Here is a 17,068-nt window from a genome sequence, read left to right as displayed (position 1 = left end):
GTTTCTGGGATTGTAATCGATTATGGGTATGGAGCCCTTGCTCCTGATGTAGTTGTAGTTTTTAATAATATCGTATTTGGCATCGGCAATGTCGATTTTGACCTGGTTTGCAGCTTGAGGGTGGTGCTTTTGAATCTGTTCATTATTGCTGATAATCTGGCTGCCTTCATCCGCATTACCGGCGATATTGGTTGCGGCAACGGGCAATTCCAGCTTCAAATGAACTTCGACCGATGTGGTTAAGATAAGATTATAACCGAAGATTTTTTGTTTTTTGTTTGGATTTTGCGGATTGCGTCGCACTCCTATTCTTGCATCAGTGTCTTTGGGAAGTTTTGGACAGCATATGGTCATGGAACCGTCATTGAAGTTAATGGTAGAAACATTTGAGCGGATGGTGTTGATGCACAGGTTTTGTTTGTCGAGTTGTTCTTTTACATTAAAGAGGATGGCAGTATTTACTTGTTCCTGTGATGGCTCTACATCGGCAAAGTCGAGCCTGAAAGCAAACAGTTCGATTTTTGGTTTTTTAGTTTCATTGCCATTTTTATCTTTTTCAGGGAATTTGTCAGACGGACATTCCGTATGGACACGAACCTCAGAGCCGAGGTTATTTTGATCAAGATTATCGAGCCGATAGAGGATACGGCTTTTTACTCTACCGATGACATCTTCAACCCTGATGCAGGAACATTGATTGCAAAAGTAAGTGCATCCTTTATATCGGGCCCATGTGGGATAAAGAGTGCCGTCATGAGCAAGAATATTAAATGTAATCATTTCAAGTTGGTGAAAGATACGAACAAGGAGATGAAAGATTTCATTATAAAGCGCTTCGCCCAGCCGTTCACGGAAGATTGAGAAAGTACCTTCACAAGGGATATTATCTTCAGAGATACCGGCATAAGTGCGATATGCTCGGCCGCGATCCTTGTCCCGCAAAATTTCAAGAAACTTTTTCATGTTTTGATGTCCGTCGATGTAACGGAACAGATCGAGTAAAAACGGACTTGGCGGATCATAACAAGGTGGTCCTTTATCTGAATAACAATGAGCTACCATGGATCTTATGAATGAAAAATCTATTAAAGAGGTTATCATACGGCAATACCCACCTTTGATATCGCCGTTGGAATAAGTTTTAACGAATTGGTTTTTAAATTGATATGCTGAAAGAAGGTTGAGGTTCGGGAAAGGCTTCCGGTGAGAAACTGAAATATTTATATTGATGTTGTTGAGCTTTTTGCTTATGCTGTTTATGGTGAATTTTTCGAAGGGGTTCACCGCATACCTCAGTCCGGGTGGAAGTTGCTGCTTCTGCCCGGATTATCCTGTAAGTTTATTCCTGCAATTTTGTCCAAAGGATACAAAAACACATCTTTTATTTTGCCGTGAACCATATGATCATGACCACTTTTGGCAGTTCCTTTTGTCTGTCCGACTTTAATCCAGTTGGCAGCCTTGTAGCAGGTACCTTTGAAGCGGCTTTGATCTACAAAGGTTTCCAGCAGATATAGCGGATGATGATAAACTTTCATCCAATCATCTGATATTCTTTTGATATTAAGCGACAAGAGTTTTGAGGCAAGGCACTTGACATTAACCCAGGGCAACACAAGAAAGCGGGTGTTATTGGCCACAAAGTGCAGGTTTTTTTCTTTGGTCTTTTTATCCCAGCCGATGAAAGCATCCCGGGATTTAACGGACCAGGCAGCAGAACCCCAGCCAAGACATGCTACGGGGCTATCTCCACTGAATGCGATGTAGGTCAGATGATTTCCAACGATTTGTCGATACCCCAGATAATGATATTGTTCAACCAGACTTCGATAAAGCGGTTCGGATTTGCTGCCTCTGACAAGCTGCAACTGAAGTGGTTTGAGTTGGGAAAACACACAGGCAACAGGAGTTGTATCAATGTCAACTGTCTCAATTGATTGATTACGCTCTTTATTTCTTCCGTCATGAACACCTGAAGGATAATTGATAAGATTTTTACGATAGAGAGTCAGAAGAACTTCCCGACAGGCCATGTCTTTGAGCCGGCCATTGGGCTGGCGCCAATTCCATTTTTGGCATAAAGCCCTGGAAATCTGGGTGCGTGATTTGTTCCGGTTCTCATCAATGACGCACTGGATAACATCCGGATCCGCTGCTGTGATTGTCCGTTTTCTGATGATTAAGGGTAGCATGATCATTGTATAGCAAAAAAGAAGCTCGGACGCCAGCAGAAAATAAAAAAAAGTGAAAATATTTTTTGCCTGGTAAATTTGCCTGAAAAATTGGGTTGAAATAAAAAATTGTGGGTTGAAAATCGTCGAGATTTTAGCCTGATAGACTTATTAAATTACCTCCATTATATAAAAAACTATGGATAGACACAGTGATATCTGATTATATCGTACGGCTTAAACTTTGGCTCAATAATGAATTTTTTGGATTATTCAGGGAGATGCGTTGGAGTTATGCTCCGCCGATGATGGTATATATGGCGGCAGGGGTTTCCGGTTTTACAGGAATCATTGAAAGCTTTTATGTAAAAGAACAACTTGGCCTTTCAGCGGCTTTTCTGGCAAGTCTGGGTTTTTGGGCCGGTCTGCCATGGGCGCTGAAAATGCCTCTTGGGCATCTTGTAGATCTATACTGGCGTAGAAAGTCCTTATTTATTTATCTTGGCGCATTCATTATGGCATCCGGTTTACTTATAATGGTAGGTCTTACCGGTTACAAAGACTGGATGCAGACAATACTGCCGGTTAATATATGGTACGTAATTTCCGCACTGCTGTCTCCTGTAGGCTATGTTTTACAGGATGTGGTGGCCGATGCTATGACTGTGGAAGCTGTGCCGCATTTTAAAACAGACGGATCACGTTTTTCTGAAGATGAGCTGAAACGAATGCATGTTACGGTGCAGACTCTTGGCCGTATAGCAATACTCGGCGGCAGTGCCGGAGTTGCGGGCCTAGGCGGATGGCTTGCTCATGTACTTTCCTATGCTTCAATGTATTGGGTATCTTTGTTGATACCTGTTATTTCAGTAATGGGTGTTGCAACAGGCGCTATGATAAGCCGTATGCAGCGCAAGAAGTTCAGGCTGCAAGGCTTCAGCAAAGAAGCTATTTATAAAATGATGCAGCCTGAGTCACATATTCTTTCACCAAATTATTATATCCTGATCGGAAGCGCGATTTTTGTACTAATCACATTGGGAATCGGTTTATCCGGAATTGCGCTGAAGGAAGAAATAATCTTTTGCAGCTCACTTTTGATTATAGGATATCTGATTAACCAGCTGTTACATGAAATGGAACCCGAAAAGCGCCGTGAAATAATCAGTATCGCAATAATTATTTTTGTCTTTCGTGCCATGCCCACCTCAGGGGCAGGCGCAAGCTGGTGGCAGATTGATGTGCTGCATTTCGATGAGCCTTTTTTCGGAACATTGCGCCAGATTTCAGCAATACTTGCAATCTTTGGGATGATCGCCCTGCGCGTCTGGATGAGCAAAAGGCCTATACCTTATCTTGTCGTTTTTTTATCACTATACGGCACAGTAATGTTTCTGCCTTTTCTTGGGATGTATTACGGACTTCACCTGTGGACGGCAGAACACCTGGGTTTTGGCGCGAGAACAATCGCCATAGTAGATACAATGGCCGATTCACCGCTGGGCCAGATTGCTATGATTCCCATGCTGGCATGGATTGCAAAAGAAGCCCCGGATAATCAAAAGGCAACTTATTTTGCCATAATGGCTGCATTTACCAACCTTGCTCTTTCCGCAAGCCAGCTTTTCACTAAATACCTGAATGTAATTTTTGTGATAGAGCGCGGCAATTATAATGAACTCGGAATGCTGATGATTACCGTTGCAGGTATAGGCCTTGTGGTACCGGTGCTTACGGTTATGGCTTTCAGATCCGGGTCCGGCAAGTCGTGAAACAAAGAAATCTAACCTGAAGGATTTAATTATCACATATCGTATAGGTTAGCTTATGTCCTGCGGTACTTCATTATTACAACCAGGCAATCGGAAAATAATTATGATAAATGCTATTACACCAAGTATTTTTAAATCAATACTGATAAAAAAAGGCAGGACTAAATAGGCCTGCCTTCGTGGAAATAGATGATAGATAGGCCTGTTTTTTTAAAATTTTTCTTTATCTTTCATGTTTTCCATGACCATGTTTATCTTGTTGTTGCCCATTCCAGTATTGTGACTGTGTTTGCGGTGGAATGGTTTCCTAAGGATGCCAGTTCATATCCAGCAACCGACAAACGCTCTCAATACTGCACTCTTGTTCCAAATCCAGGACAAAACTTTCGAATTCATAGGTCATGCCCGAATTTTCCTCTCCAAGACCGGAGACAATCTGCAACACCCCGTGTTCCGGACACTCAATCCTGGGAAGACGCACATGAATGAAAGTCGCCATCTGACACACATTCAGATGCCGGAACTCTCTCTCTTTCATGTGATCATACACAGAACACAACCGCTGGCATTTGGGACAAGGGAAGGCAAACCCACTCGAATGATCGATGTAGATGTCTACCCTTTTTTCAGTCTGTTTAAGTTCCGCCTTTGTTATAAACCAAGGCCGGGTGATCCCAAGAACCCGGGTAAAAAAAGCAGTTTCCTCCATACGTTACCCCAATGTCTCAAGAAGGTTATCAGCCTGATGAATCCGGAGGCCGCCTCCGAGATATTCGAGGGTCTCTCCGGCGGCCTCCGGATTCATCCTTGGCATATTACTCATAAACCGCTGCGTATAAAAAAACAAGAGGTCACCCACAACATCTTGGGGTCACCCACACAAATGTGCGAAGACCCCTTTTATGCTGAAAACCGGCCTTTTCGATCAGGTAAGTAAAAAAAAGAGTGTAGTTTTCCGGCTTTTTATGTTTCCGGAACTCATAGTTTTATATTGCCACAAAAGCAAAAGTACCTATTGAGAATAGTCGAACGAATATAATACAAGCTTCTCGGCGGGAATCTACATGCGACCGATAGTGTTCCGGGATAATCGGGCCGTATGGTTGAAATGTTTATTCTGATCTATCTGATCCGCTCGATCATTTTCTTCAGATAAACTTGTCCGCCATCAGACATAAACAACACATTCCGCTCTTCCAGGTCTGCTTGCTTGCAGAAAACATTCAGCAGGCTTGTAACCTGCGTCCCTGAAATAATAAAGGCATTCAATGTCAGTTTGGGATCACCCAATTTTTTCTGGATATTCTTCACCTCCTTGTATAGTCTAAGCTTGGGGTCATTAAGGTCCATTTGACGTAAGCCTTTTGGGTCAATAAAATTCAGCCACTGCTCGCCAGTCTCATCGTCCACCAACCATAGCAAGAAATCCGGGTAGAAATTGCCTGCCAGGGCAAATCCCAGCCCTTTGGCTTTGGTGTCGGCGTTGCGTAGCAGATAAAGGCTACGCTTGCCAATAACTTGGTGCCCAAGTGGCGACTTATAGAATGCTTCAAGGTCACGCACAAACTGTACTTCGCTGGGGGCATCGAACGCCAGCGGGCGCATTTTCAACGGCACATCACCTTCTATGGCGAACAAGGGATAATACAGATGCCTATCAAAACAAATGGCGACCATCTGGCCGGCATTCCACTGGCTGGCTTCGCCCAGCTTGCCATCCTTCACCAGAACCTGAAGGGCTTTGATTTTTTTCTCGTAGGCCGCCCCGTCTTCGTTGTTGTCGATCTCAAAGTGATAGACCTTGAGCAATGTGTCATCGCTCTCTTTCACGCTCACGATGTCGTAGAATTGGCCTTCATAAGCCGTTTTCAGCGCCTTGTAAAAACGGTCGGTATAGTCTTGCAGCAAACGGATGAGAATATCTTCCTGTTTACCGATGTCGGCGATGGTTCGAATATCCAGCTCGGCTTGCGGAATGCAGAGCGTGTACCAGTCATCGCGCGTCAGGCAGAAATCCATTAAACGCGAACGCTCAAGCCGCAAGTTGCTCCAACTGCGCAGTTGTTTAAATTCCTGAATCGCCAAATAAATCCGGTCGAAATCAAACAATGCCATGGTATCGCTTGCAATCTTGCCCTTATTGCGGATGTTAATATCTGATGCAGTACCGGCTTTTTCCTGCGTGCTCATGGCTTCTACCTTTGGATATAAATCCAGATCGATATGCGCCTCTTTGATCTTGCCTTTAAACCCGGCAGGTACTTCGTATAGCCACGGAAAGTGTGTGCGCTTGAATCCTTTGATCTGGTTGTCCTTATAGCCGTCTTTAAGCGCCAGCGTTTTGAGATTACTCTTGGGCAGATTGGGGCGGGTTTCAAAATTCAGCTCTATCATTTCATCAGACGGCGTGATGCCTTCTTCCTTCAGATACTCCTTGAAGGTGGCCATATAGCCAGCATTCACACCGAAGATATTCAGCGTTTCCAGCCGCTCCAGATATACCCCTTTTGGCCGTTGGGCAGGCGTGCTGCGTTTGAGTGAATACTCCTTACCCTTCAATCGCACGCCGCGCCCGAATAACTGAATGATTTGCGATCCTTCCCCTTTGCCCATGTTAAGCAAGCCCATGGTGGATACACGCCAACTGCTCCAGCCTTCGGTAAATTTGCGCGAACCAATCAGTATATGCAACCGGCTGTCTTTGCTGTTTAGCGTGCCAAACATCGAGCCGCCAAAATCATCCGCTTCGGTATCAAACAAAGACAGATTCCCGGCCTTCTCGGTTTCTTTGAAAAAGCCCGCATCATCACCAATATTGATCAGCCCAAATGGTTCTGAATCACCCACACGCAGCGCCAGCTCGCCTTTACTGCTCTTCAGATTTACCACTTTCAACCGTTGCCGTGCCTCGGCATTGAATAGCTTCTTTAGAATGTCGGCATAAACATCATCGGAATTGAATTGCATCAACGGCGTAAAGCGATCATGAAATATATTCCGGCCTTTGGCGTCCAGCAAGCGTGCGGTATTGGCCAGCAAATCTTTTAGCCACTGCTTGGTTTTTATCTCGTCATTCAAAAATCCCGCCAGGAATTTCAGCACATTCAGAATGTCCGAATCTTCACCTGAAACAGTATTTCCTACAAACACCCATAGCGGTTTTTCAATGTTAAAGTCTGCCAACTTGCCGCGGTTTGTGCTCCACAGGTATTGCTGCTGATAAAAACTCAACAGGCAGGCTGTGAAATACTGGCGGGCAGTATCTTCCTGCGTGTAATCCTTGTCCTTCAGATTGAGAATCAGCGATTCCTTGCCATAGCCGTCCTCGTAGAAAAACTTGTATGAGTAGTCAAATAGAATGCTTTTGGCGTATATTTCCCGCGTCGCCATCGTTCGCGCTTTACGCTTTTCTTCGCTGGTCAGCGTCAACTGCTGTTTTTGTGCATCGCTCAGTTTCTTTAGGTTGGCTGTTTCAAACAGCGCTTTCGCTTTTTTCTTGCGCTTTTCCTCTTCTGCTTTGAGAACCGTTAAACCCTTCACTACGGCCTGCCCAAAGGTGGCAGAATACTCAAAAGCAAAACCGCCCCGCACCAGCGCTTCACGGCGGCTCATCCATGCACCGGCTGCTGTTCCTGTGCCACGATGTCCTTCATCAACCAGCACCAGATTGTTACCTTCAAAGGCTTCCACCGCGACCGTCTTGTCGCCCATTTCATCACCTAACTTGTTGATGTCGATGATCTCAATCGTGCCTTTGAAAACGTCGCTGCGGTTTTTATCGAAAAGACGGTAGAAGCCAAAACCGGAGATCTGCAACTCTTCTAAGTGCTGGCGCGACAAACCTTCGTTTGGCGTGAGCAAAATGATCTTGTCCGGGTAAGCGTCTTTATGACCGTTCTGGAAGTAATGCAGATACTGGCGAATGTTTACGTGCAACAGCAGCGTTTTGCCACTGCCGGTGGCGTTCCAGAAGGCCAGCTTGTTCAGTTCATCGGCATCAAAAGGCTGAAAGCGATGCTCAGCTTCCTGATCGGTGTTGTACGCCATCATTCTCTCATTCAATCCATCAAGCAATTGCTGCCGGTGGTTGAAATACCAGTCCAGGTAAATTTCGGTAAATAGCAGCGAGAGATACTGGAAATACTTCATGTTAAGCACGACGCCTTCAACCTTGTTGCGCCTCTCAGTAATGGCATTCCAATGCCCCACGATATTCAGGTCGTAACGTCGCAACTCTTGTTCGCTGATGCGATCCACCTCAAAGAGATTTTGGTGCAACGCATGGAAAAATCCGGTTTGACCGTCATCCTCTATACCCTCGTGCCGATCCTCACCCAGGCGGTTTTTCAGGGCATGCAAGGCGCCGCCTTTGAAAAAACCCATCATCCATTGGTTGAGTACCAGCTCCTGGTGAAAGCTGTTTTTTTTGATCTTGCTCATACGTCGCCTTCTTTTTTCTGGGTGAGTCGTTTCACCGCCCGATCAAAATCACTTTCGTAACGTGCATCCTGCAGCACATGAAATTGTTCAAATTGAGCCTCGGCATGTGTTCTGGCGATCTGTGCTGATACCTTGCCTACTCCCTGCAAAATATCATGGATGGCAAAATGGACTTTGTTCTGCACCGTGGCAAAAAAGTTCTGCGTCAGGAGCGCTTTAGGATCATAGTCAACACTAGTAGCGTAAATATCGGTAATTTTTTGGTAAAAACGACGCTCACTGGTGCGAATATCCTGTAAGCGCTTGGCCAGCTCGTCGAAGTAATCAACGCCTTTGCCGGGGTTTTTCAGGCGCACATCATCCAGCACAAACCCCTTGATCATATATTCCTTCAGTTTGTCGGTTGCCCATTGGCGAAAACGCACACCCACCGGGCTGCGCACTCGGTAGCCCAGCGCCAGCACCATATCCAGATTGTAGTGTTCAACATCCCGCTCTACGGTACGGCGGCCCTCGGGTTGAACTGTTCGGAATAACCGAACAGTTGCCAACGGATTCAGCTCCCCATCCTCAAAGATGTGCCTAATATGCTCGGAAATAGTACCTTTGGCCTTACCAAACAGCTCGGCAAGCTGCTTTTGGTTTAGCCAGATATTTTCATTGTCCAGCCGCACATCCACACGGGTAGAACCATCTTCGCTCTGATAAACCAGAAAATTACCGTGGATGAGATCAGGCATTGGCTTCCCCTATCATTTCACGTCCTCCTCTGCAAACATACGACTTAAGAATTCCGGCTCAATCTGGCGGATTTTCAGGGTTTTGGTAATGCCGCCTTCGGCCTCGGTGCTGGTGAATACGGCGGGGATATTGTGGTCGCCATTGATATAGACGACCTCGAATTCACTGTCCGCCGGGTTGATGGCAAGTTTATCGCACAAACGGTTCAATGTTTCGTAATCCACCTGCTCCACGTCACGCCACAACACCAGCGTTTTTTCACCCGTCGGCAGCCAGCCTGTTACCAACAAAAAGCCTTTATCGCGCCGTATGTCGATATGCTTCACACGCAAGCCGATCAGGTAATTGAAGGTTTCCACCAGATCAATGGTGCGCTCTTCATAAGCACCAGCCGAATCCACCGCCACTTTTAGCTTGCAGTCAAACGGCTTGTTGAACTGTTCCAGCGACAGCAGCGAGCCGCGGCTTTCGATGTCCAGCATATAATGAAGCAGGTAATCTTCTTTGGCTGATTGCGGCAGCGTGTCGAGCAGGCTTTGCTGGGCTTCATTACGGCGCAGTTGCAGATTGTTCAGCGTGTCTTCGTAGCTTTCGATTTTCAGTACCTTGAAGGCATGGGAAATGCCCGTATGCGGTGCAGTTGCTTTGCCGTCTTTCCAATCGGAAGAATAGACGACTTTTTGGATGCGGGGCTTTAGCACGGTGTCGAAGTATTCGCCTTGCTCGACGAGGATGTATTTGCGATGGCCGTTGTCTTGGCGGTTGAGGTTGATAGTCGCATGGCCGGTGGTGCCGGAACCTGAAAAATGGTCCATTACAGTCGCACTATGATCAGAAGATATGTTAACGAATAAGGTGTCATAGACGGCATGAATACTCTTGGGAAACGAAAAGTCAGCCATATCCCCGAACAAGGACTTTAAGAGTTTTGTTCCATGGGATGAAGCATCATATTTTGAACCAACCCAAATACTCTTTGGACGGACACCCTCCTTTATTCTGTCAATAAGTTGGACTTTCCATTCACCCTTTTTATTTTGTTGGAAATTGATTTCGCCACTTTTGAGGTGGGTAATAAAGGAAGGTATTGTTTTACGCCAAACCCTTTTCTTACCATTACTGTCAAGCGGTTCTATTTTTTCAGCACCTTCAAAAGGCTTGACACCAGCTTCACCCGTTTCTGGATTATAGTAAATGAAGTAATACGAATTAGGGCGTTCTTCAGGGGTAGAAAATCCTCCTGTTCTCAAAAAGTCCCTCCACTTATAACTTTCCCCTCCATCGCCTTCGCTATATTCAGCGACTTGTTCTTCAGTTAATGGAAAAAAATCTATTTTCGCTTTTGCGTAATCTTTCGCATAGAACAAAATATATTCATGACTTGTTGCCAAATAATTATCATTAGTCCTGCCAGACGGCTTAATCTCTATCGCCAGATTTCCTAACCTATTTTCGAATCCAAATACTTGATCAAGTGCGTTTTCTAAATATGGCAATTCAAAATCATCTATTGCGCTACAAAGAACCGCATTATCGCTCATCGCGTCTACTGCCATACGGACACGGCTTTCGACCATTGTCAGCCACGAGGAATGCTTATACTGATTTTTATACAGGAAACTATTTTCTGAAGTGTTATAAGGCGGATCGATATAAACTATATTTACCTGCCCCCGATACCGTTCCTGCAGCAAATTCAACGCCTGAAAATTATCCCCATGTATCAACAGTCCATCGAGGCTTTCATCCAGATTGTCCACCGCTGCCAGCAGGGCATGTTTGAACGCAGCATCAAACAGGGCGGTGTCCGCCATCAGGTACTGACGTTCCTTCAGATATTCGACGCTGCCCGCTTGGGCTTGCCTGAACAGGTCTGCTTCATTGCCATTCAGCATTCCCAGATTTTTCCACTGTTCCCATTGCTGAGAATTGGCGACAATTTCGGGATAAAGACTTTCAGGTACACGGTCAAGCGTGATGCAGTAGTGCGTGGAAATGACGAATTTCTTTTTCAGCCAGAGCTTTTTCTGAAAGTCTTCCAGTTGCGCAAGGAAGGTAATTAAATCTAAAGCAATAGCGCGCAGAGTTTGAATCATGCGCAGATTCTTTTCGATATCGGCAAACTTTTCGGCACTCTGCACATCATCAAGGTGCATGACTTCGTTCTTGATATAGAAGTCCAGCTCACGGCGAAGGAAGCCTCCCAAATCCTTGTGGATGAAGTAGTCCGCCGTGTTCTTGGTAGTGTAATTGGCAAGGCATTTCTCCAGCAGGGTGCGCTGCGGGTTTTTCTCGGTGGGTTCACGCTTGCTCAAGTCCAGCCAGCGGGCTTTGACGTTTGGATCTGCCAGCACCTTGTTAACCGCGTCGAGTACCAGCGAATCCTGCTTGCTGCCTTTGGGCATGGCCTTGTATTCAAAGCGCAGGACGAGCTCACCATTTTCTTCTGCCACAGGCAGCAGTTCTTCTTCGTATTCGTCGCCTTCTTCATCGGTAAGTGTCCGGGTGTGCGGTTCGATCAGAACAAAACGGCGTTCCTTGTCGTTATCCTTGCGGTTATCTTTGGCCGTATCTGCCGTGACCAAACGAAAACGCACGCTACGCCCATCATCCAGCTTGAACGCATAGTTGGCAAAGTTTTCGCCGCTCTTGGTATAATACTGGTCTTTATTCGCCCAGTGCAATATCACTTCTTCACCGGCATAAGGAATGGCGTAGGTATCGCCCTTGTAGCGACGCCGGCTGATAAAGTCACCTTTATCATAGTAGCGGGAGAAAAAGGTGAGTAGATGCGTGAACACAGCGTTTTCATGTTCGGATGTTCCGACACTGTAAGCAGCCAATTTCCCCCTGATCTCAAGCACCCTGGGTACGGTGTCGGGATTTATTCCGTCGGTTCGGTATTGCGCTTCTTTCTCGCGAAGTTCCTTTTGCATTCCTTCCACATTGGCAGCGCCGGATGTTGCCAGGCTTTCCACGACCTTGGCCTTGAGGCGATTTTTCAGATAATCGTTGATCTCCCCTGCTCGTATATTGAGGATGCGATAGACGCCAAAATCCAGTTCAGGGCGATCAATCTGGAATATTTCTTTTAGTTTTTTAACGAGGTCGTCATATTTGCTCATGTTGGTATCCTCAGGTAAGTTTCATTAAACGACAGTCCAGTGAATAGTAAACAGACGTTCGGACCGGAAGCTTTGGGACAGTCTCTTTTCTAAAGAATCAATAAGGGCATCCCGCTTTTCAATGATCTCGTCCTCTGCCTTAAAGATATCCTGCCGCTGGCGCCGTTGCTGTTTTTCCATCTTTTGTATCTTTTGTTGAATTTCATGTTGTTCTTCGAGTGTAACCGCCAGGCGCGTTTGTCGCCGAAGCGCCTTGATCTGCTCCTTGGTATCAGCGAGCGCTTTCTCTGCGGAGAGCACCATATCGTCTGCCCACTTTTCAAGCTTCTCGCGCGCCAGGTTGAAGTGTACACTGTTCTGTTCGAGCGATCGGCTAACGGTGGCTTTGTTGTGCCGCTCTGCCTCAGCCACAAGGCGTTTCTCGACAGCGGGCTGGATTGTTGCGTCGCCAGCTACCCGGCCCGAACAGTAGAAGAGTTTCTCCATTGTCTCCTGGTCGAGCGATGCTCCAATCCCGTCAAAGCCTGAAAAGAGCAGGTATTCCTCGCGCTCGTAGGACTCGACCACCAGGCGCATGAGGATGAGGTAACCGCTATGGCCTCGAAGTGTTTCTACTGAATGGATATGGGCCGGATGATGCGACACATCGAAGACGATCCGCGCCGGGGCAGTAGGGAGTGCCTTAGCGCATTCCACGACATACTCTCCCAACGGATGCGAAAGGCGGTAGAGAAACTGACTGTGCTCTTCGCTAACAGCCTGTGCCATCTTTGGGTGTGATTTGGATATAAGATGGTAACGGCCGGTTGCTATTTCCTGGCGTGGTGCACGGGAAAGGTCAAAAGCCAGTGCGTCATCGTCGAAGCGGGCGAGACCATCAAGCATGAAGCGGGTCAGCGACCAGAAACGTTGGCTAAAGCGATCAAGATGAGCCTTTGTGTCATTAAGCTGCAGACGCAGGCGTTGATGCACGTCTTCGTCGAAATGTTCGAACAGGGTCCGGCGCGTGTCGTCCATGCGCGTGCGGATCTGCTTGTCCATTTCCGCTTGCAGAGTATAGAACGCGGCATCGATCTCCACGGGCGTTCGGCATTCCTGGTAGATGGCAAGGATGCGCTTTTCGAAGTCCACACCGGATTCGATGGTGCCAAGGACTTCGTCGGAGGCGCCGAATACGCCGCTAAAAAGGCTGAACTTCTCGCCCAGCAGCTCAAGCACACGGCGGTCAACCTCATTGCGCTCATTCAGGAAGTTGATGACAACCACGTCATGCCTTTGCCCGTAGCGGTGACAGCGGCCGATGCGTTGCTCGATGCGCTGTGGATTCCAGGGCAGGTCGTAGTTGATAACCAGCGAGCAGAACTGCAGGTTGATGCCTTCCGCCGCAGCTTCGGTGGCGAGCAGGATCGAGCCTTCATCACGAAAGTGTTCAATGAGTGAAGTGCGCACGTCCACTGCGCGCGAACCGGAAGAACGACCTGTGTCGAGGTTTTTCTCAACCCAGCGCTCATAGATTAATGTTGTTTCCGGTCCGCTATTAGTGCCGTTGAAGAGCACCACCTGTCCAAGGTAGCCGTGTGATTCCAGATAGGTTTTCAGGTATTCCTGAGTGCGGCGTGACTCGGTAAAAATCAATGCCTTGCGCGCTGCGCCTGTCGCGGCCATCTGTTCAAAGCCGATATCAAGCGCGGTGAGCAGTGCCTTTGTCTTTGTGTCAGTACCGATGCTGTGTGCCCAGGTGGCGAGCCGTTGCAGTATGTCGATCTCCTCACTCAATTTCTGCCTGTCGATAGTGCGTGGTGCGTTTTCTGCTTCAGCTTCGTCAGGCTCTGCGAGGATCTCGTCGAGCAGGTCGCCCTCGATTTCCTCGGCTTCTATGAGATCTTCGGTAAACTCCGCATCGTCCTGCACCTTCTCATCGCGAAGCGATTCAAGCCTTAAGCGCAGAGTGTCCAGCGTTGCAGCAATGGCCTGTGAAGACGATGCCAGTAGCTTGCGCAGGATGAGCGCGATTAAATGGCGCTGGCGGCTGGGGAGTGCGTAGCTGCCTTCGCGACGTAGAAACCCGGAAACTGCCTCGTATAGCGCGTGCTCGTCATCACTCGGTGTGAAGGGTCGCGTAATAGGCCGCCGCTCGGTGTAGCGGATGTACTCAGTAACCTGATTGCGTAGTGTGCGTTTGCAGAAGTCCGAGAGGCGTTGTCTAAGATCGGTTATGCTGCTGCCGCCACCGGCATACTGTGACCTGAAGGAGTTGAGATCACCGAACAGGTGTTCGTCAATGAGGGTCGAAAGGCCGTATAGTTCGACCAGTGAGTTCTGTAGCGGCGTGGCTGTGAGCAATAGCTTGCGGCAATCCCCGGTCGCCCAGCGGATGCCTTGACCGACCTTGTTGCTCGGCCGATATGCGTTGCGCAGCTTGTGGGCTTCGTCGATAACGATAAGATCCCAGGAGATCGCCTTCAATTCCTCTCGCAGAATGTTCGCGTAATTCAGGGACATTATGAACACGGCTTTTTCGGTTAAAGGAGCGCACCCGCTTCGCTTAGCTATGCGATAAGCTTTGGCATCGAGCACCAATGTGGACAGGTTGAACTTTTCCTCCAATTCCAGCGCCCACTGTTTGCGCAGCGATGCAGGGCAAATCACCAATAACCTGCGCTTGCGTTCTGCCCAGAACTGGCAAAGCACGATGCCAGCCTCAATCGTCTTTCCGAGGCCCACCTCATCCGCCAGTATGACGCCTTTGGAGAGCGGGGAATGCAGGGCGAATAGGGCTGCCTCGATCTGGTGAGGATTCAGATCAACGGCCGCATCGAACAGCGACATCGACAGGCGGTCCATACCGCTTGCAGCCCGGCGGGTCAGGTCATGGGCGAAGTACTTGGCGTGATGAGCTGTCAGAGTCATCTGTGCAGCCGAGCTTTCTTCCGGGGGAGCATGTCGATCCTCCTTGTGTGATTGCAAATCCTTACCTCACCAACATGGATTTTCGTGCGCCTAACGTGGGCGGTGTAGGCAGCTTAAAATTGTTAATAATCAGAAAACTATCCATCTATTGCCAATAAATATTGGTTCTATATGCGCCTTTGTTTCCGGGAATGCGGTTATCTTTTTAATAATACAATCAAAATCAGGGCTTACTGTCAATTTTCTTGGGACTTGTTTACTTCAAATTGATTTTTAAAACAATAATTAAAACATAAAGGAGTGCATCGTGGCAGATTTAATCATAAAGCTGGCTGCTGAAATATTTCGTTTCTGCATTTTTATGATACCATCCGCATTATCTTAATATAAAATTCCATTTATAACCCAAATACGGTCACCCTTTATCTATTATGTCTTACATATTGTTATGCATAATATACGCTGTTATATCTAATCAATACAGTGTATTAAAAAATATGTCCAAATGAATATCAAAAAAACTATTAACAGGCTAATCTTTTTTTTATCTATTTTTTACTTAACGTTCGTTAGAATTATGGTGTTGTTTAGCTAATTAACTTAAATGAAGAGGAAATACAATGGCAGGAACTATCCCAAAAAAAAGAACGCGTGAATTGATTTTAGAATTGTCAGTTCCGTTTTTTGCAAAGCATGGCTACAACGGCGTTTCCATGAGAGATATCGCTGCCGCAGCAGGGCTTACTCCGGCAGCCCTTTATTACCATTTTCCCGATAAGGAACAGCTATACATTAACGTAGTGGCCCATGAATTCAGTGGAAAAGCGGTCGCACTGACTATTGCTCTTAACAGTCCTGAAACGGCTTGGGAGTGGCTTAAGAAATTCATTGAAACTCTTGCCAATCTGGCGACAACCGATGAATATTTTTTACCTCTTATGCAAAGGGTAAGATTGGACAGCAATGCAGCCCGACAGCATAAGCTGGCTGAGTATGTGTTTAAGGATATATTTATTGCCGTCCATAATTTGGTTTCTGAACTGAATTTACGCGATGATGCCCATATGCTGTCCATGTCTATTTTCGGTCTGATATTTTTTCCTCTTGAAATGGGTGCAATCCGAATGTCCATGCCGGGATATAGGCCCGAGCAAACCGACCCCACTGTGCTGGCAAGACATGTGGTTGATTTTCTGCACACAGGGATAAAAGGTATTGCCGGGGAAAAAAGCTAATGATGTGATTTCAATTTAAAGATACCATGGAGTATAATATTCATGAAAACCGGTATATTTCTATTATTTTTATGGCCAACGGCATTAATCCTTTTTCTGAGCGGTTGCGACTCGTCCCAAACTACTTACGCCCAGCCCACTCCGAAAATCCTGTCTCTCCCAATTGCAACAACGTCTGCGGATGCACAGCTTGAGTATACTACTGTAGGTTCGGTGGTATCTGACCGGTCCGGCGGCTTGCCTTCTCCGGAGCTTCGGGATTAGGAACAATAGCTTTAACCCCTGATTCACGCAGAGCGGCAGTTGTGGAAATTACAGTCGCCCTGCGGGCTCCTTCCATTTCCACAACTTTTGGCTTAAGGTTCATAACCTTGATTTCCTTCTTTTCCATCTACTTTTCTCCTTCCCGCCCTACGTTAAACTATTTGGGGGAAAGTGTCTCACTTATATTGGCACAGAGGGGAAACTGGGGATAAAGTGTAAGCAGACAAAGAAGTTCAAGGTGACAACAGATTCAAAGCATAATCTGCCTTGCAAAACCATCGGGTGGTTCATTGCAACTCAAGGCAACCAAATGGGCTTCAAAATCTCCATCTGCCTTTTTAGTATAGATACGGCTTCCTTTTCTACCATTGAGTGCAACATCAAGACCTTCCTCAACAAATCGCTTTTTG

9 protein-coding genes and 2 pseudogenes are annotated in these 17,068 nt (G+C 46.8%); 2 read left to right on the top strand and 9 right to left on the bottom strand.

Going from position 1 to position 17,068, the window contains the following annotated elements; genetic code table 11:
- Positions 1-1,101: pseudogene (locus VXK47_RS01890) on the bottom strand (hypothetical protein); the annotation flags it as partial.
- Positions 1,102-1,292: 191 nt separating this feature from the next.
- Complete coding sequence (locus VXK47_RS01885) at positions 1,293-2,192, bottom strand: Druantia anti-phage system protein DruA (protein WP_435547081.1); 900 nt, start codon at positions 2,190-2,192, stop codon at positions 1,293-1,295.
- A gap of 191 nt (positions 2,193-2,383) precedes the next feature.
- On the opposite strand from VXK47_RS01885, the gene VXK47_RS01880 reads away from it, so the two are divergent.
- Positions 2,384-3,943, top strand: coding sequence for a hypothetical protein (locus VXK47_RS01880; RefSeq protein ID WP_435547080.1), 1,560 nt, complete (start codon positions 2,384-2,386; stop codon positions 3,941-3,943).
- Positions 3,944-4,250: 307 nt separating this feature from the next.
- Here VXK47_RS01880 and VXK47_RS01875 read toward each other — a convergent pair whose 3' ends face one another.
- The 5 genes from VXK47_RS01875 to VXK47_RS01855 all read right to left on the bottom strand — a co-directional run bounded on the left by VXK47_RS01875 (position 4,251) and on the right by VXK47_RS01855 (position 15,159).
- Positions 4,251-4,652, bottom strand: coding sequence for a transposase family protein (locus tag VXK47_RS01875; protein WP_435547079.1), 402 nt, complete (start codon positions 4,650-4,652; stop codon positions 4,251-4,253).
- A 413-nt stretch (positions 4,653-5,065) separates the two neighbouring features.
- A complete protein-coding gene (locus tag VXK47_RS01870; protein WP_435547078.1) occupies positions 5,066-8,383 on the bottom strand; it encodes a DEAD/DEAH box helicase family protein in 3,318 nt (1,105 codons plus the stop codon).
- Entirely contained in the window at positions 8,380-9,123 is a 744-nt protein-coding gene (gene rhuM / locus VXK47_RS01865; protein ID WP_435547077.1) for a RhuM family protein, read from the bottom strand. Before rhuM ends, VXK47_RS01870 begins: the two co-directional genes overlap by 4 nt.
- A 12-nt stretch (positions 9,124-9,135) precedes the next feature.
- Positions 9,136-12,249 (bottom strand): site-specific DNA-methyltransferase, encoded by a 3,114-nt coding sequence (locus VXK47_RS01860; RefSeq protein ID WP_435547076.1) that lies wholly within the window; start codon positions 12,247-12,249, stop codon positions 9,136-9,138.
- 24 nt (positions 12,250-12,273) lie between these two features.
- Entirely contained in the window at positions 12,274-15,159 is a 2,886-nt protein-coding gene (locus VXK47_RS01855; RefSeq protein WP_435547075.1) for an SNF2-related protein, read from the bottom strand.
- A gap of 620 nt (positions 15,160-15,779) precedes the next feature.
- Here VXK47_RS01855 and VXK47_RS01850 point away from each other — a divergent pair.
- On the top strand, positions 15,780-16,394 hold the full coding sequence (locus tag VXK47_RS01850) for a TetR/AcrR family transcriptional regulator (protein WP_435547074.1): 615 nt from the start codon (positions 15,780-15,782) through the stop codon (positions 16,392-16,394).
- A 199-nt stretch (positions 16,395-16,593) separates the two neighbouring features.
- Here VXK47_RS01850 and VXK47_RS01845 read toward each other — a convergent pair whose 3' ends face one another.
- Together VXK47_RS01845 and VXK47_RS01840 are read right to left on the bottom strand one after the other, a co-directional pair.
- The gene (locus VXK47_RS01845; protein WP_435547073.1) at positions 16,594-16,785 is read right to left on the bottom strand and encodes a hypothetical protein; all 192 of its coding nucleotides are present in this window, start codon (positions 16,783-16,785) and stop codon (positions 16,594-16,596) included.
- A 138-nt stretch (positions 16,786-16,923) separates the two neighbouring features.
- Positions 16,924-17,068, bottom strand: a pseudogene (locus VXK47_RS01840) (IS630 family transposase); the annotation flags it as partial.

This window comes from Desulfobacterium sp. N47 (assembly GCF_051233685.1).
In the GTDB taxonomy this organism is placed as follows: Bacteria; Desulfobacterota; Desulfobacteria; order Desulfobacterales; family RPRI01; genus RPRI01.
This window is presented reverse-complemented; position numbering and strand designations above follow the sequence as displayed.

Bases quoted from the DNA above. Each gene is read 5' to 3' on its own strand.
- VXK47_RS01885 (WP_435547081.1), bottom strand. From the start codon at position 2,192: ATGCTACCCTTAATCATCAGAAAACGGACAATCACAGCAGCGGATCCG.
- VXK47_RS01875 (WP_435547079.1), bottom strand. From the start codon at position 4,652: ATGGAGGAAACTGCTTTTTTTACCCGGGTTCTTGGGATCACCCGGCCT.
- VXK47_RS01870 (WP_435547078.1), bottom strand. From the start codon at position 8,383: ATGAGCAAGATCAAAAAAAACAGCTTTCACCAGGAGCTGGTACTCAAC.
- rhuM (WP_435547077.1), bottom strand. From the start codon at position 9,123: ATGCCTGATCTCATCCACGGTAATTTTCTGGTTTATCAGAGCGAAGAT.
- VXK47_RS01860 (WP_435547076.1), bottom strand. From the start codon at position 12,249: ATGAGCAAATATGACGACCTCGTTAAAAAACTAAAAGAAATATTCCAG.
- VXK47_RS01855 (WP_435547075.1), bottom strand. From the start codon at position 15,159: ATGACTCTGACAGCTCATCACGCCAAGTACTTCGCCCATGACCTGACC.
- VXK47_RS01850 (WP_435547074.1), top strand. From the start codon at position 15,780: ATGGCAGGAACTATCCCAAAAAAAAGAACGCGTGAATTGATTTTAGAA.
- VXK47_RS01845 (WP_435547073.1), bottom strand. From the start codon at position 16,785: ATGGAAAAGAAGGAAATCAAGGTTATGAACCTTAAGCCAAAAGTTGTG.